Source organism: Nostoc sp. DSM 114161 (assembly GCF_052692665.1).
Genome location: NZ_CP195141.1, coordinates 302,119 through 321,702 on the forward strand (window position 1 = coordinate 302,119; position 19,584 = coordinate 321,702).

The following is a 19,584-nucleotide window of genomic DNA, read 5'->3' on the forward strand; positions in this document are numbered from 1 at the left end:
AACTCCTAACTCTTAACTCCTAACTCCTAACTCCTCTTTTTTAAAACTTGTTATAAATGAGATTGCTACCATGACAGTTACTAATATCGTGCAAGGCATTTGGGCCTTTTCTGCCGTTGGTCTAATTATCTTAGTTTTGCTGCATAGCCCCAAAGGTGATGGTATTGGAGCCATTGGTGGACAAGCTCAGCTATTTAGCAGCACTAAAAGTGCAGAAAATACCTTGAACCGAGTTACCTGGGCGTTGACAGTCATTTTTCTTGGTTTAACAGTAGTTTTAAGTGCTGGCTGGCTGCCTAAATAAAGATGGGGTAAGGGCGAGATGAGGAATAAAACGCAATACTCAACACCTAAAACCCCCAAAAATTTAATTAGACAGCGATTATTAGCAGCTCTTAGCTTAACTATTGGCACAGGGCTGCTAGTTGTTTTTACTAGCTTGGGGCATGGCGCAATGAGCATTGCTTATTCGCGTTATCTCCCCGTCTCCCCCACTGTTTCATCTTCTCCTCTCTCCCTCTCCCCTTCGCCAAGACCTCATCCCTTGCCGACCACACTCGCACAGTGGCAAGATAACACCAACAGTGGCGATTACTTTTCACAAGTCACAACAACTGAAGTTGGTTATTTAATTTGGTCGAAATTTCCTATTAAAGTTTACGTAGAAACACCAAAAGCCGTTAGCGAAAAACAAGCTCAAGTATGGGTGAAAAGTATCTTAGAAGCTGTGCAGGAATGGAATACTTATTTGCCTGTGACAGTAGTCCAACAGCCAGAAGTTGCTGATATTACGATTGTGCGAAAAGCACCACCTCTACAAATTTCTCCAGGTAGTAATATACCCCGTGCCCGATCGGCACAAACCACTTACGAGTTATATACCAACAACAAAGTTCTATTTCACCGCTTCACTATCTTGCTAAGTCCCAGTCAAACAGGTGAGTATATCCAAGCAGCAGCCCGCCACGAACTCGGACACGCTTTGGGAATTTGGGGTCATAGCCCCCTACAAACGGATGCTTTATACTTTTCCCAAGTTCGTAAACCGTCGCCTATTTCCGTTAGGGATGTGAATACTTTGAAGCGGGTTTATGAACAGCCAACTAGTTTGGGATGGTCTTTAGTAGATAATTTAAATAATTAGTTAGCAGAAATTTTATGACTACGTTTCCTGCAAATAATCAAAGTTTAAGATGAGTGTAATACCATTTCTTTGTTAGGCTGCGCCAAATTCTCTGGGCTTGCTTGCTTCTTTCTTTGTGTCCTTTGCGCCCTTTGTGGTTCGTTCCTTATATAGTTTGGCGCATCTTCATACAGAATTGGTATAACCTACGAAAAATAGCTTCATCAATGGGCTTCCCTTTTGCTCGACTTCGCAATTCGCAATGGGCTAAGCTAAAGCAACTCGCAATTCGCAATTATTAATTAGCAACCAAATATTAGAACCTATCCCACTATTTTAAAAATACCTAGTTATCTTTGCGAAATATGCTTGAAAACCTTGATTTCCCGTTTTCATTTTTTAACAAACTTAAGCTTTGTCGCGCAAAAATGACTGGTGGGATAGGTTCACGTATTTCGTCACACCCCAATTAGACAGCTAGAGAATTACCCTTAAACAACCACAAAATTGTTGTTAGATAAATACAGTAACAAGCGCTTTTGTAATAGCTGAGAATCTAATACTTCTTAAGACGGATTTAAATGTTCAGTAAAATTTACACGTAAATCTGTTTCTTTGAGGACATATAAAAGACTAGTCTTTCGCCAACGGCGATTGATTTCGGTTTTTAAACGGTATAAATTTATCGGTTCGGTAAACTCGGATATGTCTGTAGGCAAGATTATATAGCAATTTGCAGTTGAATAGACTACAGTAGGGGCAAAACAGCTGTACATTGGTGTCAACTTAACGCCAAAGACTAGTCTGATAAGCATTTCAAAATTTTTCGATGCACTAGCTAGATTTTCGATCCCCCCTAATACCAATTCTGTATGAAGATGCGCCAAACTAGGTCAAACTTATAGATGGGTGCATTGAGTAACTTTGTGATGAGTCGTCCATTCCAAATTGAGATTTCAGAAAGCCAAGAAGAATTGGAGAAAGCTGTCAAACATGCCACCACGGCAAGCAGTAAAGAAAGATTACAAATGCTCTATTGGCTCAAGAGTGGTCAAGTTAGCAGCAGGCGATCGCTTGCAGAACGTTTAGGACGCTCTGGTAGCAACCATAACTCGTTGGGTAAGGAAGTATAAAGATCAAGGAACAAGGGGCTTGCTTGAAGTCAAACATGCACCCGGAAAAGCTCCGAGCATTATTGGTTCAGACTTAGAACGCTTGGAACAGCGGTTACAGGAGCCATCTGGGTTTACTAGCTATGGCCAAATTCAACAATGGCTCAAGAGCGAATTAGGGGTTTCACTTGCCTACAAAACAGTCTATGAAATTGTTCGCCAGCGTTTGGGTGCGAAGTTAAAAGTGCCTCGTCCTCAAAGTACCAAACAACACCCACAAAGTCTATCTCACTTTAAAAAAAACTGCCTTTAGCATTCAAATTCTTGCAGGAGGAATTTGGAGCGGGGAAACGATTGAGGTACTTGTGCGGAGCCGGAGACGCTCCGCCTCCGGTCAGGATGAAACACGTTTAGGATTAAAGACAATTGCAGGACGTTTGATTACAGCTAGAGGAGTTAAACCTGTAGGCTTAAGTCAATGGCAACGTGAAAATTTTTATTTATACGGAGTTGTAGAACCTCTAAGTGGATACAGCTTTTTCTATGAGTTCCCCTACCTGAATGCTGATTGTTTTCAACACTTTTTGAAGTTGCTATCTGCTGATCTTGGTGATGATATTGCGGTTATCCAGTTCGACCAAGGATCTTTCCACAAAGCTAAAGCTCTCGATATCCCAGATAACATTATCCCGATTTTTCAACCTCCTCACTCTCCTGAACTCAACCCAATTGAGCGGTTTTGGGAATTTCTCAAATCTCAACTCCAATGGGAAAATTGTAAAACTCTCACACAACTACAGCACAAGTTAACTGATGTCCTCAAAGAAATTACACCTTCGATGATTGCCTCTCTCACTTCTTACGACTTTATTCTTGAAGCCTTATTTAGCGCAGCTTCATAAAGAATTGGTATAACCCCCCTTTTTAAGGGGTGAACTAGAGTTTTTTGCCCCCAATTTATCGGGTGTTGTGGGATCTAAAACCACGGTAAATTGAGTGTTTGAGCTTAAGTTGACACCTATGACAGCTGTTTTGCCCCTACAATGATTTGATTTTCTTTCTGTGTATTCCATTCAATTGAAAATCGCTATATATTCTGGAGTCAGTCGAACAGTCACAACTTCGTTTTTGGACATGAATAACTTTCCTTTCATCAGTCATCCTAGCGTTCTGTATATTATGAATACAAGAGAATACTGTTGAAGAAAAGCTGTGTCCATACAACAGTAATAAGCCAAAAAATGTGTAGGCGCAGCCCACTTTAGGCATTGCCCTTTTTCCTTTTCTTTATGCTCTATGACTGAGCGGTAAAGGTCGCTGTGTTAAAACTTCTTTATAAAGTTCTTCTAGCAGAGTAATATTTTTACTGAGAGTATAGCGGTCTAATACACGCTGTCTAGCTTTTTGCCCTAGTAGTATTGTTAACTCTGGATGATCTTGTAACACTGGTAAGAGAGTTCTTAATTGCGATCGCACTGTTTTGGTATTAATAACTATACCCGCTCCCTTTTCTAAGACTTCTCCGTCTGCACCGACATCTGTTGCCAAACAAGCCAACCCACATGACATTGCTTCTAACAAAGATAAAGATAGTCCCTCTACCAATGAAGGCAAAATAAATACATCCGCGCCCCGTAAAATTTCAATCCGCCGATTTTCATCAGCGACAAATCCTAACCAAATAATTCCGTATTCCCAACCATAAAACGGTTCTAAAGAGGACTTTAAAGGCCCGTCGCCAACAATTAACAGCTTGCTATTAGCTTGCATTGGCGACTGTTTCCAAGCTCTCAGCAAAGGTTCAACATTTTTCTCTGGTGCTATGCGACCTTGATAAACAAATAAGCGTTCGGCTTGGAATTCTGCTTTGACTCTAGAAGCCCCTGGAGAATACTTTATGGTATCAACACCGTTAGGGATGATCGCAATATTTTTTTCCCTTACACCCATCCCTGCCAATAATTCTCGCTGAATTTGGGAAAATACAATCACGCGATCGTAGTTAACTAAAAAAGGCGCGTAGAGCTGATAAGCCAAAAGCTGCGTTCCTGATATCAGTTTTGCTCCCTTCCCAGCAAACGGTGTATGAAAAGTAGCAATTAAAGGTAGCCTCAGTTCCTCACAGATTTCTGGTAAAAAAAAGTCTAGAGGAGATAAAGTTAAGGAAGCATGGACGATATCTGGCTTAATTTCTCGCAGTGAATCGGTTAAAACTTTGGTTGCCTTGAAAGTAGGGATTGTGTAAACCTGGGACTTATAAATGAAAGGTAGGGGAACCTCTTGAAGATTTGGCCAATTTTCAGGTTCTGATTCTTCTTGTGCGAAGTGGAGAAAACTAACTTGATGTCCCCTGTCTAGCAAGGCATTTGTTATTTCTCGACTGTAGGTAACATTACCGCAAAAGGGCGATTTTTTTCCAATCCAGGCTATACGCATTCTTTATTTGGCTGTAAAAAAAGCGGGTTTGATGTATTAATTAACTTTGCGTCCTTTGTTGCTTTTATCGTGTTATACTTGCTGGTTTATACTTATTAGACAATATATGCCAAAAATTAGTTTAAAAAGCTAATTTTTTAGCTAATTAAACTGGTCAATTTATGGCTTTTTTGATTCTACTGAATAAGTTGTTAATTTGTGATATTTAAACAACTTATTCTGGCTAATGCTCAGATTGATATGCGGCAAGTATCGATAAATTTTGACTGGACTTAGTTTAGCACGAAGACAAAATTTTTAAGTAAATTAGTAATTATTTCGAGGTAATGAATAATAGCTCCTGTTAATAACTACTGATGTGAGTTATACCAGGTTAATATTCCTCCTGAAAAAGCGATCGCAGCTAGTCCGAAAAAAACAGCCTGTAAGCCCACAAAAGTTTCTGCTACACCAGCTAATGCCAAAGGTAAAGACAAAGCAATGTTAATTACATTGTTCTGTAAACCAAAAACTTTACCGCGCATTTCTGGAGGCGTTTCTGTCTGAATTGCAGTTTGCATAGGAATGCCGACTAGTGCGCCAAAAATACCTAATAAGGTAATTAGTAACAAAACTATCCACAAATGTGTTGTAAACACAGAAATTCCAATCAGCGATGCTGCCATACCAAAACAACCGCACAGGCTTAGTTGTGTGTATGAGAAGCGTTGACCAAACTGACCGAGAATTGTTGCTCCGGCTGCAATGCCAACACCGCCCGCTGCAAGTAAAAAGCCAAATTGGGAGGCTTTCATGTTGGGAATTATTTCTGCCATCCTAACAGCTAAAACAGTTAAAGCTGCGAAGATAGAAAACAAAATAATCAGCTGAAGTAAAGCATTACGGACGCGATGATTTGCTTGCAGGTAGGATAGACCATCTCGCAAGTCAGAGAACACGTGAGGAAATTCGGTTTCGGGTGCGTGAGGTTTTTCGTTAGTTTTCAGCAGGAACAAAATGATTCCAGCGATCGCATAACTGCCACCTACCAAAAGCTCTTTCCCCAAACCATTACTACCACTAAACTGCAACCAAAGTCCATCAGCGATCGCTAATAACGGTTCCCCAACGGCAAACCCAACAATTACCGATGCCATCATTGTTGTTGTATAAAGCGAATTAGCCGAGAGTAAATGCTGTTCTTCTACTACTAGAGGAATTGCTGCTTGTTCCGCCGGTGCAAAAAACTGCGTCAGTGTGGAAACTAAAAAAGTCACAGCTAGGATGATTAAAAAACCCACTGGTAATACTCCTATGGGCCTCCAATCATGAGTCAACCACAACAAAAAGGGAATTGACAAAACTAGGATACCGCGCCAAACATTCGTAGCCACCAGCACAGCCTTTTTTGACCATCGGTCTACAAACACACCTGCGACAGAACCAAACAATACTGCTGGAATAGTAAAAGCCATCATTAAAGCTGATACCCATCCACTAATACTCTGATTTCCAGCCTGAAACTGAGTATTAATCAAAGCAATCATTAACACCAAATAAACTTTATCTGCCAGTTGACAAAAAACTTGACCGCCCCAAAGAGCCAGGAAATTCAAGTTTTTTAATACCGGTACAAACCCCCGTTGTTTTGGATTTTCTGGCCCAGCCTCATCTATTTTCGGCGGTTCTGTTTCTGGAATGGTGCTTACTGGTAAATTCTTTCCATTGCGTAGATCTAACCCGTTATTGGTATCATTATTTTTATCAGCCTGACCATTGGTTGATTGGTCTTGGTTTGGTGCTTGTGATGTTTCCTCTGTCCAACTTCGATCGCTTTGAGAAACGTCTTTTGGGGACATTTCTTGGCCATTGATTTGATGAGGTGTAGACTTAGAAACGGCACTCAGATGATTAGTTACTGTATGGTCTGATGCCCTATTCTGTTTTTTAACCAGGCTTGGTGATAAAGGTGGGATTTTTGTATCCAAATCAGACGATTGCATCATGGTTGGCAGCAAAATAAGAGTCGATCAAGGTAGCAGAGCGAATAGGGCGGCTTAATTGATACTGAGCATACTGGCGTAAAATCTGCTCAACAGATAACCAGTTAATATCTCTAGCACCATCAATTTGTACGATCTCTGGTTGCGATAAATGTTGAAGCAAAGCTAGTTCCATTGCACCAGTTCGACTGGAAATCACAGGTATTTCTTGCCGATGGACAACAACTGTTTGGGCGTTGGGTATAGGGGATGGGGCATTGGTTATTTCTTCGTCATCTGTCCATCTCCCCATCTGTCCATCTGTTCGCAAACTTTTCCAAGCTTCTAAACAAACCGTTCCACCCGCAGGGCTGCTAAATCCTACCTGCCAGTTGGGGTCTGTAAAGTCTGGCCTCAGGGGTCGCCCAGACAAGCAACAAACTTGGACTTGGGGCGTCAGTCCTGCTAAGGCTAAAAGGTGAAACACCCCATGAGCCAGATGAGCTAAAACAGCAGATGTATTTCCACTAGGCAACACCTCCAATCGATGGAGATGTTCGTTGAATAACTCATAAAGTTCTTCTTGGGGTTGTTCGCTCAAAGCTTGAGACAGTACTATTTCTGCTAAATACTGACTAGCAGCTAATTTCCCCAAATCTTTAGCTAGACCTGGATAAGTTTTTAACGTCTGTGCTTGGGTAATTTTATCAAGCGATCGCCCTTTGGCAATCAATAGTTCATTCACAACGAACATACCGCTCCTACCGCCCAAGCTTGAGTTGTGCTTGCGTGCCCCTGGAGCCACTGCTCGAACTAGACCGAATTCTGGTGTCAAAATTGTCACTATTTTATCCGATTCTCCGAGCGCCTGGGTTTTAAGATTAATTCCGATTGCTTTGTAGGTTCTACTCATTAGTCATTAGTCATTGGTCATTGGTTATTAGTCATTGGTCATTAGCCACTTAGCGAACAAATAAGGACAAATGACAAAGGACAAAGGACAAATGACTATTTACCCTTTTCCAGGTTATCGCGCTGGCGGATCAAATCGATACCGCGAGATGTCCCTAATCTAGTAGCACCCGCTACGATTAAGTCTAGAGCTTGATTGATATTACGAATACCACCTGAAGCTTTAATTCCTACCCTTTCTTTTGCTAATTCCTTCAAAAGTCGTACATCTGCAACTGTAGCGCCACCATTCCAACCAGTATTGGTTTTTAAGAAACTTGCTCCCGCATCCATAGAGATTTCAGCAGCTATTTTTTTTTCTGCATCTGTCAAAAGGTTAGTTTCCAAAATTACCTTCACAGTTTTTCCAGTCTCCTCGCAAATTTCGGCAATTTCGCGATGCACTTGTTCGGTTTTGCCAGCTTTTAACCAGCCCAAGTTGATTACCACATCCAACTCAGTAGCTCCATTTTCCACCGCTTCTTGAGCCTCATATAACTTGACTGCGGAAGTCGTCGCACCAGCAGGAAAGCCAATCACCGTACAGACTTTCGGGTTCTTAGCGTGGAGGAGTTCGACTGCTTGCTTGACATAAGTAGGGTACAGGCAAACGGCCGCAAAATTGAATCTGTATGCTTCTTCACACCATTGCTCAACTTGCTCTGGAGTAGCAGTTGGCGTTAACAGGGCGTGCTCGATAAATGGCGCAATATCAATGTCTGGATAGTCTGCTGCCATCGTGTCTTCTGCCAGTGATTGATTATTAAAGTTTATAAAAAATTAAAACATTTCTTATATATATATTAAACCACATTTATTACGAGTTTATCCTGAAAATAAGTTGCTAACTTAATCTGGGATGTTAGTTATGCAGATGTCCCATAATTATTGTAAGTATTTAAGTTGACATTAAGTGCCAGTAGGGTTAAGAATATCAACAGTATTTTTCACGTCACTTACTAAGAACTGAATAATAGTTTGAGCTAATGCTTTCGACGCTAAATACGGTACACCGTTACCGATAGTTTTAAACATATTCGTCAGTGACATATTCTCTGGAAGCACAAAATTGGCAGGCAAAGATTGAATAGCTAAAGCTTCTGCTACAGAAATACGTCGGACTTTATAAGGATGTAAATGTACTTCGTTATTCCCATAGCAAGCTGTTGGAGAATAGCGCCATCTGTGAAGACGCTTGAAAGATTTTTTAGAATCATCTCCTTCATTAACAACAGCAAATTTGGCGATCGCTGCCCTTGGTTGAAAGTAATGTTCAGCATTGGGATGTTTAAGGACATTATTTTTTATAAACCAGTATTCAACTGTTAATTCTTGAGGAATATCCCCAGGACAAGGCATAAGAGAGTTTTCTTGGAATACATTGTACTTAGGCCAAGGGTAAGCAAAAACATCTTGTCGGTCGTACAGTATGAAACTTTCCCAAGGGAAAATATCTTTATTTAGTAATTTTTGTCTATTTAATTGCGTTCCCCTATCCTTGAGAAAATTATTTTGAAATCCAATCAAAATAATTCTTTCCCTATCTTGGGGTACACCATATTCAATAGAATTAATTAACCGTTCTGTTAATATATATCCCGCTTTTTGTAATCGTTGCTTCAAAGATTCAAAAAACAAACGATGTTTTTTTGTCTTCCACAAACCTTTAACATTCTCAAATAAAAAGAAATCTGGAAGATTCTCACAAATTAATTCCACATAAGAGGCTGAAAGCTTGCCATTATCTCCCAAATGTCCTCTGTTTTTTCCCCCAATTGAAAAATCAGGACAGGGGGGCCCGCCAATAAAGCCAACAATATCATTAAATTTACGGCAGTCTTTGACTAACTCGTAAATGCATTGTGCTTGTGAAGCTTGGGTAAATTTACTTACGTCTCCTGCTTCGCCGTCATGATAACCGTATTCTGGTAACTCTAGATTGAGAACGTGTCGTGAATAGCGGTATGCTGCCATGAATGGAGAAAAAATTTCATTAACATAAACAATGTTAAATCCACTGGTTTCAAAACCTAAATCGAGGAAACCTGAACCAGCAAAAAAAGAGAAAATACAAGGGCGATCGCTCATCCAGTTACTATTATTGTGAAATATTGATATTAATTTTATAAAATTTAGGGTTTCTACTTACGTACCAGTCAGAAGTAAGCATTTGAATCCTCGATTAAATAGTAAAAATTATTCTCATAACCCCTAAGAATTCAATATAAAAGTTTACTCAATCTTTAAGGAAAATCCCTGACATAAAAACACTCTGAAGCCACAATTAAATATGGGACTTTGCCAGTTCCCAGAGATATTTAAGACAAGTTTTGTCATTAAATAAAAAACCGGGGTACTTCAGACTAATTTCTATGCGAATTTTAATTTACTCATACAACTATCACCCAGAACCAATTGGTATTGCCCCGCTAATGACTGAATTAGCAGAGGGACTAGTCAAGCGGGGACACCAAGTGCGCGTAGTTACTGCCATGCCTAACTACCCTGAGCGTCAAATTTACCAAGAATATCGGGGCAAGTGGTATGTTACAGAATACAAAAATGGTGTAGAAATCCAACGTAGTTATGTTTGGATTCGTCCACAACCCAATTTACTAGATCGAGTCTTGCTAGATGCTAGCTTTGTTGTCACTAGTTTTGTACCCGCCCTCATGGGTTGGCGTCCAGATGTTATTCTTTCTACCTCACCATCCCTACCAAGCTGTGTACCAGTTGCTCTTTTAGGATGGTTACGTGCTTGCCCTGTAATCTTAAATCTACAAGATATATTACCAGAGGCAGCTGTTCACGTAGGTTTACTTAAAAATAAATTGCTCATCCAGTTGTTTGCATTATTGGAAAAATTTGCTTACCAAAGTGCAAGTAAAATTAGCGTCATCGCCGATGGGTTTGTGGAAAATTTGCGATCTAAGGGGGTAGAAGCTGACAAAATTGTACAAATTCCTAACTGGGTTGATGTCAATTTTATCCGTCCCTTACCTCAAGAAAATAACCCTTTCCGCACGACGCACAACCTAAATGGTAAATTTGTAGTGCTTTATTCTGGTAACATTGCCCTGACCCAAGGCTTAGAAAGCGTTGTCAAAGCTGCTTCTGTGTTGCGTCACATCCCAGATATTGCCTTTGTCATTGTCGGGGAGGCAAAAGGTTTACAGCGACTGCAACAGGAATGTTTAGACTGTGGTGCAGATAATGTTTTGCTACTGCCATTTCAACCCCGCAAAAATTTACCAGAAATGTTGGCAGCTGCGGATGTTGGTTTAGTGGTGCAAAAGAAAAATGTTATCTCCTTCAACATGCCGTCAAAAATTCAGGTGCTACTTGCTAGCGGACGGGCTTTAGTTGCCTCTGTCCCTGATAACGGTACGGCAGCAAGGGCTATCAGGCAAAGTGGCGGCGGAATTATCGTTCCTCCAGAAGATCCCCAAGCTTTAGCAATGGCAATTTTAGACTTGTATCAAAACCCCGAAAAAGTTAAAGCTTTGGGTTATAAAAGTCGCCAATATGCGGTTGAGCAGTATGCTTTTGAGCAAGCTTTAAATCAGTATGAGTCGTTATGTTACTCATTAATTGCAAATCGTAGAGAAATTCACTCAACAATAATCACCAAACAAGAAGTGTAATCTACGACGATGGAGTTACGTTGCATACAGCAGAATTCAGAGAGAAGTTCGAGCCGAGACTTCCTCGGCTCGAACTTGGGAGAGTAAACCAGCCTGTATCATACCTTTGGAAGTTAGGATTTGTATTTTACTAAGCTGAAATCTGCTGTATTTACAACTCCTGTAGGGTTGATGTCAAAATCTTAATTACAGAGAAGTTCACCGCATCAAATTTTACTTAGTAATTTCAATATAGAAACATTTTTTTAGCTGCATTCGTATTGAATCAAAAATCCCACGGCTTCACTTCATTCAATTCAAACCGTGGGATATAAATTTTTTATCTAATAATTAATAAAGGTGCTTGGTATCCCCAAACACAAAATAGTACATTCATGCTAATCAAACTTTTGGGAGATCGGGGATGAGTGCGTTCTCTTGTATCGTAAGTTTTAATAGACAGCATAAAGTCTAGTCTTCTGGCGGAAAGATTTTGAGAGTTGAAAGCTAAAACGAAGACACAGAAATTTTAAAGCCTGCAAAATTAATCCGATGAACGAGCTGTGCTGCAAAGCAACATTCGTAATACTCCTATGAAGGCGAGAACTAATCGCATCCTAATTTTTAATTCGGATTATCAGGCTAGACGTTCATGCAATAAATTACACAACGGGGGTAGGAAAATATTTCTTCCCAGTCGCTAGTCCCTACTTCTCATTCCCTACTACTTTTTCAAGCTAGCCTCCATAGACACCTGTTTTTTTGTTAGTATTCAAAAAAACCCATTGACACATTTTCAGATCGATTGTTTGTTACTTGTTAAGTAAATGTAAACAATTGTTTCAAAAGGAAGAAAGCACCTGAGGTTTAATGACTGATTATTTCCAAGGAAATTTCCCATTACAATCTGTCCCACTAACAAATAGTGTGCTGAAAAACCCCACCCAAATAGAAGAAGCAAGCCAAAAATTAGCTGCGATAATTGCTGAAGCTGCATCAGATCGCAAAGCTGGTGATATTTTGTTGCTCAGAGTAGCAGACGTATCTTACCTAGCAGATTATTTTGTGATGATGACTGGTTATTCTAGGGTACAGGTAAGGGCGATCGCTCAAGCAATTGAAGAAAAAGTCGAAACCGAGTTGCAGCGACGCCCCTTGAGGACAGAAGGAAAAGCCGAGGGGAGTTGGGTACTACAAGACTACGGTGAAGTCATCGTTCACATCATGATGCCAAAGGAACGGGAGTTTTATAATTTAGAAGCGTTCTGGATTCATGCAGAACGTATTTCCCTTCCAGAATCTGATGAGGGTGGGGGTAAGCCAACATGATTAGGTCTTCAGTTTCAAATTGCCCAGTTCCCGCAGACCAACAACCGCTCAATGAATACGAAGAGTTAAAAGGTTCCTGGTTGTTTCGTGATAGCACTTTACATTGGCGAGAGTATATCACGAAAATACTTTGGATCTGGAGTTTATCTTGGTTAGTCGCTGGGCCTGTAGCAGCAGCAAGTTTTCCCCCACAAAAGTATCTTGCCCATTTTATTCTCTGTGGTGCAGCAGGGGCAAGCATTGGCGTACTGCTGGCGGTGGTAAGGTTGTATTTAGGCTGGTTTTACGTGTGCGATCGCCTTTGCTCTCCCACTGTATTCTATGAAGAGTCAGGCTGGTACGACGGTCAAACCTGGACAAAACCACAAGAAGTCCTCAATCGCGATCGCTTAATTGTGGCATACGAAATTAAACCTATCTTACGACGGTTGCAATTTACCTTTGCTGGCTTGGCGGGAATGTTCGTTATTGGTACTATAGTTTGGCATTTGTTGTAAACCGTCATTGGTCAAACAGGGCATTGGGCATTGGGCATTGGTCATTGGTTATTAGTAAATAAACAAAGGACGAAGGACTAATGACTAATGACTAATGACTAGTGGCAAATAATAAAAAAGTGATAAAAATAAACCCATGACAATGGGAAAACGAACTCAAGCCACAGCACTGGAAGTCCGGTTGCTGCGTGAAGGTATCATTGAATCCAAGCATATAGTCCAGGCTGTTGTATGCGACGAACGCGGACGGGTTTTAACCGTCGCTGGGAACTCTGAAACTGCTGCCTTTATTCGTTCAGCACTCAAACCATTTCAGGCACTCGCAGTCACCACTACAGGTACACTGGAACGCTATGACCTTAGCGATCGCGATTTAGCAATTATCACCAGTTCCCATAAAGGGACAATAGAGCAAGTTAGACAGGTATTTAACATCCTTTGGCGGGCAGATCTTGACCCCACTGTACTCCAGTGTCCGATTCCTGAAGGCAAGCGCAGTCCTCTGGAATACAATTGCTCTGGTAAACATGCCGGGATGTTAGCTGTTTGTCAGCAACGCCATTGGCCTTTAAATAACTACTTGGAACGCAAACACCCAATACAGCAGTTGATTTTGGGGAAAGTCGCAGAATTGCTACGAATGCCGGCAGAAGAATTTATCAGCGCCCATGATGACTGTGGCGCACCGACTTATTTGATGCAACTCGGTCAAATGGCTTCTTTATACGCCCTGTTAGCCTCTAGTAGCAACTTGGATATGGAGCGTATTGTCCGTGCCATGACTCATCACCCGGCTATGGTAGCAGGAGATGGAGAATTTGATACGGAACTGATGCGTTTAACTCCAGGGGAACTGGTGAGCAAATCTGGGGCTGAAGGAGTGCAGTGTATTGGTAGACTCGGTGAAGGCATGGGATTAGCGATTAAAGTTATGGATGGGGCAAAACGAGCAAAACACGCTGTTGCCATTCATTTACTCCAACAAATGGGTTGGATTAGTCCCAGCGCCGCCGAAAGTCTTAGTGAAAAGTTTGTCACCTTAGGAAAATACAAGCGTTTAGAAGTAATTGGAGAATTATCGTTTTTGTAGTTGCCAAACTCTTGACTTTAAGTTAGACTAGAAAAGTCAAGAGCGACGCGGGATAGAGCAGCCTGGTAGCTCGTCGGGCTCATAACCCGAAGGTCAGTGGTTCAAATCCACTTCCCGCCACCAAATTAAAGATAAAACCCTGTTTTCTGAAAAGATTACAGGGTTTTGTTTTATGCTGATTGTCAGCTACTTCATCTTGATCTCACTAATGGACACAAAGCTTAGAGGGGGAGCATCCCAGTTTTTTGCAAAGAGGACGAAAATCAGTCAGGATAAGTAAGACGAGTGTATTTACTTACCGATGACCCCAGAACAAAAGCAAGCTCTTGAAGAACATGTTCAAGCGATCGCTAAAATACTATACGAAGATACGTCACCAGAAAGACTAACAAGCCTTGCAGGAATTGAAGAGGCAGTGCGAAGTCAAATGCAAAAGCATGTCATGCCAGAAGTCGGGGTTTTTTTATCGAAACGGTTACGGGAACAAGTGCAGGGTATCAACGACGACTAAAAAGTATTCTAGGAGAGTTGCCAATTACAAGTAAGCAGACGCAGCAATTGGGAGTCGCTTCTAGCAATCAACTAAGTCCGTATCTGGAAATTTGCTGTCTACGTGTGAGTGCCAATGTCAGCTATGAACATGCAGCAGCAGATATCGAATATTTTACAGGCATCCAGGTTTCCCGCAGCAGTCAGCAGAGATTGGTGCATCGTCAAAACTTTGGATTGCCAATGCCAGAAGAGACGGTTGAAGAATTAAGCGTCGATGGTGGAAACATTCGTGTCCGCACTACTGAAGGTGAAATATGTGCTTGGCTTGGCTATAAAGCGATTAGCTTACATCACAATGGAATGGTTGGAACGTCCTTTCAAGATAATCAGGTTGTCATTGATTGGGTTAATGACCAAACACTGGCTAGCCCACTCACTTGTATTGGTGATGGACATGACGGCATCTGGAATATAATTGACCAACTAGCACCTGATGTGCAACGTCGAGAAGTACTTGATTGGTTCCATTTGATAGAAAACCTCCACAAAGTTGGGGGTTCACAAAAACGCCTCAAACAAGCACAAGCTCTACTATGGAAAGGGCAAGTTGATGCTACTATTGCCCTATTCACTGATTGTAAGGGTAAACAAGCACAAAACTTTTGCCGTTATCTTGATAAGCATCGCGATCGCATTATTAACTACGAATATCATCAAGCTGAACAAATTTGTTCAATTGGTTCTGGTTCGGTTGAATCTGCCGTTAAACAGGTTGACCGTCGAACAAAGATTTCCGGGGCACAATGGAAACGAGAAAATGTGCCTCAAGTCCTTGCCCATCGCTGTGCCTACCTTAATGGATTATTGTCGGTTTGAGGTACTTCAAAAACTGAGATGCTCCCGCTTAGAGGAGACATAGCAGAACAGATGCTGTTCTTCATGCCTTAAAGCGTGGTTGGGGAGTTTTAAAACCTTTTGGCGATCAACTACCTTACGATCTAGCATTTTATGTAGAAGGAACTCTAATTAAAATTCAAGTCAAATATGCTTGGTTTGATGACCCTTCAGGCAATTATGTTGTAGATAACTGCCTTACTAAAACCAACTGGTGGCTGATGTTTCAAGAAATGTATAAGCCAGTAAACTTTAATTTTGCTTGAGTTTAGGGACTTACAAAGAATAAATTATTCAAAAAAATTAAGAGAACAAACTTAAATAGTAATGATAATAATTATGAGGAGTAAAAGTAACTTACCGTCGGCAAGAACCTCTTACTCCTAGTCAGTGTGGTTTGTTGAGTCAGTTTAATTTATTGGCTTTAACCCATAAGTTCTGTTTAGAAAAACAGTAACACTAGCAAGAATGAGGGCTGATGAGAAGAAGCATACAGATATCCAGGAATTTTTATCAATATGATTATTTTTAAATAGTACGCCCTCAAGAAATCTGTCTAGCTTAGATAATAAATAGCCAGAAAAGAATGTCGCTACTACTTTTGCTAATTCACTAAAAACTTGTTTTTCATCGGGGCTAACAGGTGATGCAACGTTCCCCAATACCCAGCCGATTAGACCACCTAATAAGCTGATTAGCAAATTAAGCCAAATTCTGTTCGGATCATCCTTGTCATTCTTATCAATATTAAACAAACAGACAAAAAGAATAGTCCCAAAGAATATTGCAGTTAAATTTATTGCTACAATATTTAACATATTTATATTTAGAGATAAAAGTTCAAAATATTTCACCTATAGACAGTTTCCATATATGAAATTGCTGAGTATTTGAGTGACTGGAATTTAATTTATATTATATACATAAACTTGCCGCATATTTACTTAAGGTGTTACAAATATTATATAGAAAGTTTCCGCGTAACATCTGGCACAATACTGTGAAGCTTAGAAGTTAATTTTACAAACCTCTGTAGGTGAAGAAAATTGTGTTCGATCGCCTGTTAAATTCAAAGAAGCAGGATTTTAATCTATTCTGGAATAAATAGCCATCTAAAAGGCGCGGAGAATCATGGTTGTGAAGTTGCAGCGACCAATTTTAGTGGGAGGATTGGGACTGTCCTTTTCTCTGTGGATGTTGGACACTTGGCACGATTCTATAGTGCAGGTGGGTGAGTTTGGTTTATTGAGTGCCTTAGCTGTCGGCGGTGGTTTGTGGTTATTCCAACAAAATCGCCCAAAAGCCGGTTTAGAACAGCTAGATAGTATGCTTGTAGATCGGGCGACTGTGGAAAGTGCGATTTCTATTGCTGAAGCTGTAATTAACCAACTGGCACAAGAAGCAGAAAACCATAGGGCATTAGAGACGCTGAGAGAACAAGTTGCCCAATTGTGGTGGGAATTAGACAGGCAAGAAATTAAAGTGGCTGTGACTGGTGGCAAATCTGTCGGTAAAAGCACTTTAATTCAAGTCTTAGCAAAAAATCTACAGACAGAAAATCTTTCTCTACAAGAGACAGCACCTTTGTTTCGAGAAGCAGGTGAGAATTCAGATGCAGCTGTTTTAGCAGAAGTGGCAAAATCTGATTTTGTGCTGTTCTTGACAAACGGTGATTTGACAGATACCGAATTTCAAACTTTACAGCAGCTAAAAGCAGTAAATCAGCCTGCAATGCTGGTTTTTAACAAACAAGACCAGTATTTAGCCGATGAACGTGCTAGCGTTTTTCTGTCATTAAAACAGCGGATGCCAGGAAATGTAGTTGCAACTGCGGCCTCTCCCATCCCCGTCAAAGTCCGAAAGTATGAGGCTGATGGTTCTGTGCAAGAGTGGATGGAACAACCAGCACCCGATATCCAGCAATTAACCCAGCAGTTCGGTGAAATTTTGGCACAGCAAAAACAACGGCTAGTTTGGATAACTACCATTAGGAAAGCCAGATTGTTGAAAGCTGAGGCGAAAAATTGGCTCAATGGAATCAGATGCGATCGCGCTACCCCAATTATTGAACAATATCAATGGATAGCTGCCGCTGCTGCTTTTGCTAACCCAGTACCAGCCCTTGATATTCTTGCGACTGCGGCCATTAATGCTCAGATGGTAATGGATTTGGGTAACATTTATCAGCAGAAATTTTCCCTAGAACAGGCGCAAACCGTAGCTGGAACAATGGGAAGTTTGATGCTAAAACTTGGTTTAGTTGAACTTTCTACTAAGGCTGTTAGTACTGTTCTTAAAAGTAATGCTGTTACCTTTGTTGCTGGTGGTTTGGTGCAGGGAGTAAGTGCAGCTTATCTGACCAGAGTCGCCGGATTAAGTTTAGTAGAATATTTCCAACAGCAAGAAATAGCAACAGATTCTGGAAGTAATTTGAATTTGGAAAAATTGCGAGAAACTTTGCAAAAAGTATTTGGACAAAATCAGCAAATTGCATTTTTGCAGGGGTTTGTGAAGCAAGGCGTGAAGCGTTTATTGCCAGAAGTGCAGCAGGTTGAAGTAGTTGGTATTCAGAAAGCGGTGGGATAATCTTATCCGAAGACTAAGCAAATTTTAGATTTTGGATTTTCCATTAAATGATTCAAAATCTACAAATATACATCTATAGGCAATAGGGAATTGATATTTCTCTATTGCCTATAGTCTATTGGTGAAAAATAAGTAAGTTTAAAATTTAAAGTTTCGAGAACTAGAACTCGTCTTTGGGGTCTATTTAAAATATCAAATAATACTAATTAAAATAATGTTTGCGACACATCAATTATCCGTAAAGGCACAACAATGTTATGCCCCTACCCATCTGTAGCATTCTTTTTTCAAATTGGTATAAGTAAACCTAAAAATTTACCCAAGCCCGAAATGGGCTTGGGTGTATTTTAACAATTATCGCGATCGCGAGTTAGCAAAAAATTGTAAATAAGGGTAGTTAGCTAAACAGCACCACTGTTTTTGTTAAACAGAATCGCTATAGTTTTGAAAATTAGCTTTAAATCGTACACCAAACTCCAATTTTTTTGATACTGCAAATCTAGGCGAATTACATCTTCAAAACTTCGGACTGTAGACCGTCCATTTACCTGCCATTCGCCAGTCATACCGGGTTTGACATCTAAACGTTGCCACTCAGGTACTTCGTAGCGTTCCACTTCGTCGGGTGTGGGTGGTCTGGTACCGACTAAACTCATTTCTCCTTTGAGGACGTTCCAAAACTGAGGTAATTCATCAAGACTAGTTCGCCGTAAAAAACGTCCCACTTTGGTAATTCTGGGGTCATTTTCGTTCTTGAAAAATGCACCTTGCACTTGGTTTTTGACTTCGGATTTTTTTGCTTCCGCATCCACACACATAGAGCGGAATTTCCAAATTTTAAACCGTTTTCCCATCCAACCGCAGCGGGTTTGACTAAAGAAAATGGGGCCAGGATCGTTAATTTGAATAGCGATCGCAATGGGAATACACAAAACTCCTGTAATTAATAAGCCAGCGATTGACCCTATAATATCTAAGAACCGTTTCATCCAAGATGCCACAGAAGGATGAGTCTTAGGCAACTGCTCTACTTGACGAGAAGTTGTCTTGCGATTATCTATTGGCTCTTGTCGTTCTATTAGCGACCCATTGTCTACAGGTTCTAAGGGAAAAACTTGATCCAATCCCGTGAGTTTTAAAACTGCCATCACTTGAGGTGTTACATTCCGCAATCTTAATGCAATACCTTTAGCCTGGGCGTACTTAAAATTACTGACCAAGGCACCTAAACCACTACTATCCATAAAAGTAGTTTGGTGAAAGTCAATAATAATTTGCTTGAGATATGAATTGGGTTGGATTAAGCCTTGGCAGGTTTGCTTAAAGCCTAAAGCTTCCAGCACGCTCAATCGTGTGGGAACCTGCACTATAACCGTGTCGTTTAGGGAATGAACTGGAAAATCGACCTCTGTCGGTTGGCTAGTCATGAAGCTCTGCACTTTCGTTGCCATGTATAATGTAATCTGCCAAACATTATTTTGTCCTTTGAA

At 40.7% G+C, this 19,584-nt stretch carries 18 protein-coding genes, 1 tRNA gene and 1 pseudogene; 13 read left to right on the forward strand and 7 right to left on the reverse strand.

The genetic code is table 11. The annotated features are described in order from the left end of the window. Positions 1-70 precede the first annotated feature (70 nt). From secG to NSTC745_RS01370, 5 genes are all read left to right on the forward strand, one after another. Entirely contained in the window at positions 71-304 is a 234-nt protein-coding gene (secG, locus tag NSTC745_RS01350; protein ID WP_096536948.1) for a preprotein translocase subunit SecG, read from the forward strand. Positions 305-322: 18 nt separating this feature from the next. After that, the gene (locus NSTC745_RS01355) at positions 323-1,144 is read left to right on the forward strand and encodes a peptidase (RefSeq protein WP_445635555.1); all 822 of its coding nucleotides are present in this window, start codon (positions 323-325) and stop codon (positions 1,142-1,144) included. A 908-nt stretch (positions 1,145-2,052) separates the two neighbouring features. Then, positions 2,053-2,256 carry a hypothetical protein gene (locus NSTC745_RS01360; protein ID WP_445632650.1) on the forward strand — a complete coding sequence of 68 codons (204 nt, stop codon included), beginning with the start codon at positions 2,053-2,055 and terminating at the stop codon, positions 2,254-2,256. Between the two features lie 19 nt (positions 2,257-2,275). Then, complete coding sequence (locus NSTC745_RS01365) at positions 2,276-2,548, forward strand: winged helix-turn-helix domain-containing protein (RefSeq protein ID WP_445632651.1); 273 nt, start codon at positions 2,276-2,278, stop codon at positions 2,546-2,548. A 52-nt stretch (positions 2,549-2,600) separates the two neighbouring features. Next, positions 2,601-3,137 carry an IS630 family transposase gene (locus NSTC745_RS01370; RefSeq protein WP_445632652.1) on the forward strand — a complete coding sequence of 179 codons (537 nt, stop codon included), beginning with the start codon at positions 2,601-2,603 and terminating at the stop codon, positions 3,135-3,137. A gap of 385 nt (positions 3,138-3,522) precedes the next feature. On the opposite strand, the gene NSTC745_RS01375 is transcribed toward NSTC745_RS01370, so the two are convergent. From NSTC745_RS01375 to NSTC745_RS01395, 5 genes are all read right to left on the reverse strand, one after another. Then, on the reverse strand, positions 3,523-4,671 hold the full coding sequence (locus NSTC745_RS01375; protein WP_445635556.1) for a glycosyltransferase family 4 protein: 1,149 nt from the start codon (positions 4,669-4,671) through the stop codon (positions 3,523-3,525). 350 nt (positions 4,672-5,021) lie between these two features. Continuing rightward, positions 5,022-6,653: an MFS transporter gene (locus NSTC745_RS01380; RefSeq protein ID WP_445638504.1), complete on the reverse strand. Its 1,632-nt coding sequence runs from the start codon at positions 6,651-6,653 to the stop codon at positions 5,022-5,024. Continuing rightward, a complete protein-coding gene (gene recO, locus NSTC745_RS01385) occupies positions 6,640-7,545 on the reverse strand; it encodes a DNA repair protein RecO (protein WP_445635557.1) in 906 nt (301 codons plus the stop codon). Before recO ends, NSTC745_RS01380 begins: the two co-directional genes overlap by 14 nt. Positions 7,546-7,640: 95 nt before the next feature. Continuing rightward, complete coding sequence (gene deoC, locus NSTC745_RS01390) at positions 7,641-8,321, reverse strand: deoxyribose-phosphate aldolase (protein WP_445635558.1); 681 nt, start codon at positions 8,319-8,321, stop codon at positions 7,641-7,643. Positions 8,322-8,492: 171 nt separating this feature from the next. Further along, positions 8,493-9,671 carry a DNA cytosine methyltransferase gene (locus tag NSTC745_RS01395; RefSeq protein WP_445635559.1) on the reverse strand — a complete coding sequence of 393 codons (1,179 nt, stop codon included), beginning with the start codon at positions 9,669-9,671 and terminating at the stop codon, positions 8,493-8,495. A 284-nt stretch (positions 9,672-9,955) separates the two neighbouring features. Here NSTC745_RS01395 and NSTC745_RS01400 point away from each other — a divergent pair, with 284 nt between their 5' ends. The 7 genes and pseudogenes from NSTC745_RS01400 to NSTC745_RS01430 form a co-directional block, all read left to right on the forward strand. Beyond that, positions 9,956-11,227, forward strand: coding sequence for a glycosyltransferase family 4 protein (locus NSTC745_RS01400; RefSeq protein WP_445635560.1), 1,272 nt, complete (start codon positions 9,956-9,958; stop codon positions 11,225-11,227). Positions 11,228-12,076: 849 nt separating this feature from the next. Next, positions 12,077-12,535 (forward strand): ribosome silencing factor, encoded by a 459-nt coding sequence (gene rsfS, locus NSTC745_RS01405; RefSeq protein ID WP_445635561.1) that lies wholly within the window; start codon positions 12,077-12,079, stop codon positions 12,533-12,535. Beyond that, positions 12,532-13,032 carry a CGLD27 family protein gene (locus NSTC745_RS01410; protein ID WP_445635562.1) on the forward strand — a complete coding sequence of 167 codons (501 nt, stop codon included), beginning with the start codon at positions 12,532-12,534 and terminating at the stop codon, positions 13,030-13,032. Before rsfS ends, NSTC745_RS01410 begins: the two co-directional genes overlap by 4 nt. 136 nt (positions 13,033-13,168) lie before the next feature. After that, a complete protein-coding gene (locus tag NSTC745_RS01415) occupies positions 13,169-14,122 on the forward strand; it encodes an asparaginase (RefSeq protein ID WP_185564983.1) in 954 nt (317 codons plus the stop codon). Between the two features lie 46 nt (positions 14,123-14,168). After that, positions 14,169-14,245, forward strand: a tRNA-Met gene (locus tag NSTC745_RS01420). A 178-nt stretch (positions 14,246-14,423) separates the two neighbouring features. Then, positions 14,424-15,490, forward strand: a protein-coding gene (locus tag NSTC745_RS01425) for an ISKra4 family transposase (RefSeq protein ID WP_445634095.1) whose coding sequence is annotated in 2 segments (ribosomal slippage) — positions 14,424-14,580 and positions 14,580-15,490 — 1,068 coding nt in all. Because the reading frame shifts where the segments join, the coding sequence is not laid out codon by codon here. A gap of 110 nt (positions 15,491-15,600) precedes the next feature. Next, positions 15,601-15,774, forward strand: a pseudogene (locus tag NSTC745_RS01430) (group I intron-associated PD-(D/E)XK endonuclease); the annotation flags it as partial. Positions 15,775-15,918: 144 nt separating this feature from the next. On the opposite strand, the gene NSTC745_RS01435 reads toward NSTC745_RS01430, so the two are convergent. Next, on the reverse strand, positions 15,919-16,362 hold the full coding sequence (locus NSTC745_RS01435; RefSeq protein ID WP_445635563.1) for a hypothetical protein: 444 nt from the start codon (positions 16,360-16,362) through the stop codon (positions 15,919-15,921). A gap of 277 nt (positions 16,363-16,639) precedes the next feature. On the opposite strand from NSTC745_RS01435, the gene NSTC745_RS01440 reads away from it, so the two are divergent. After that, positions 16,640-18,094, forward strand: coding sequence for a YcjF family protein (locus tag NSTC745_RS01440; protein ID WP_445635564.1), 1,455 nt, complete (start codon positions 16,640-16,642; stop codon positions 18,092-18,094). Positions 18,095-18,495: 401 nt separating this feature from the next. Here the strand turns inward: NSTC745_RS01440 and NSTC745_RS01445 are convergent, their stop codons facing one another. Next, the gene (locus NSTC745_RS01445; protein ID WP_445635565.1) at positions 18,496-19,545 is read right to left on the reverse strand and encodes an anti-sigma factor antagonist; all 1,050 of its coding nucleotides are present in this window, start codon (positions 19,543-19,545) and stop codon (positions 18,496-18,498) included. Positions 19,546-19,584 lie beyond the last annotated feature (39 nt).

Bases quoted from the DNA above. Each gene is read 5' to 3' on its own strand.
- NSTC745_RS01445 (WP_445635565.1), bottom strand. From the start codon at position 19,545: ATGGCAACGAAAGTGCAGAGCTTCATGACTAGCCAACCGACAGAGGTC.
- NSTC745_RS01410 (WP_445635562.1), top strand. From the start codon at position 12,532: ATGATTAGGTCTTCAGTTTCAAATTGCCCAGTTCCCGCAGACCAACAA.
- deoC (WP_445635558.1), bottom strand. From the start codon at position 8,321: ATGGCAGCAGACTATCCAGACATTGATATTGCGCCATTTATCGAGCAC.
- recO (WP_445635557.1), bottom strand. From the start codon at position 7,545: ATGAGTAGAACCTACAAAGCAATCGGAATTAATCTTAAAACCCAGGCG.
- secG (WP_096536948.1), top strand. From the start codon at position 71: ATGACAGTTACTAATATCGTGCAAGGCATTTGGGCCTTTTCTGCCGTT.
- rsfS (WP_445635561.1), top strand. From the start codon at position 12,077: ATGACTGATTATTTCCAAGGAAATTTCCCATTACAATCTGTCCCACTA.
- NSTC745_RS01395 (WP_445635559.1), bottom strand. From the start codon at position 9,671: ATGAGCGATCGCCCTTGTATTTTCTCTTTTTTTGCTGGTTCAGGTTTC.
- NSTC745_RS01400 (WP_445635560.1), top strand. From the start codon at position 9,956: ATGCGAATTTTAATTTACTCATACAACTATCACCCAGAACCAATTGGT.
- NSTC745_RS01355 (WP_445635555.1), top strand. From the start codon at position 323: ATGAGGAATAAAACGCAATACTCAACACCTAAAACCCCCAAAAATTTA.
- NSTC745_RS01440 (WP_445635564.1), top strand. From the start codon at position 16,640: ATGGTTGTGAAGTTGCAGCGACCAATTTTAGTGGGAGGATTGGGACTG.
- NSTC745_RS01380 (WP_445638504.1), bottom strand. From the start codon at position 6,653: ATGCAATCGTCTGATTTGGATACAAAAATCCCACCTTTATCACCAAGC.
- NSTC745_RS01415 (WP_185564983.1), top strand. From the start codon at position 13,169: ATGACAATGGGAAAACGAACTCAAGCCACAGCACTGGAAGTCCGGTTG.
- NSTC745_RS01360 (WP_445632650.1), top strand. From the start codon at position 2,053: ATGAGTCGTCCATTCCAAATTGAGATTTCAGAAAGCCAAGAAGAATTG.
- NSTC745_RS01375 (WP_445635556.1), bottom strand. From the start codon at position 4,671: ATGCGTATAGCCTGGATTGGAAAAAAATCGCCCTTTTGCGGTAATGTT.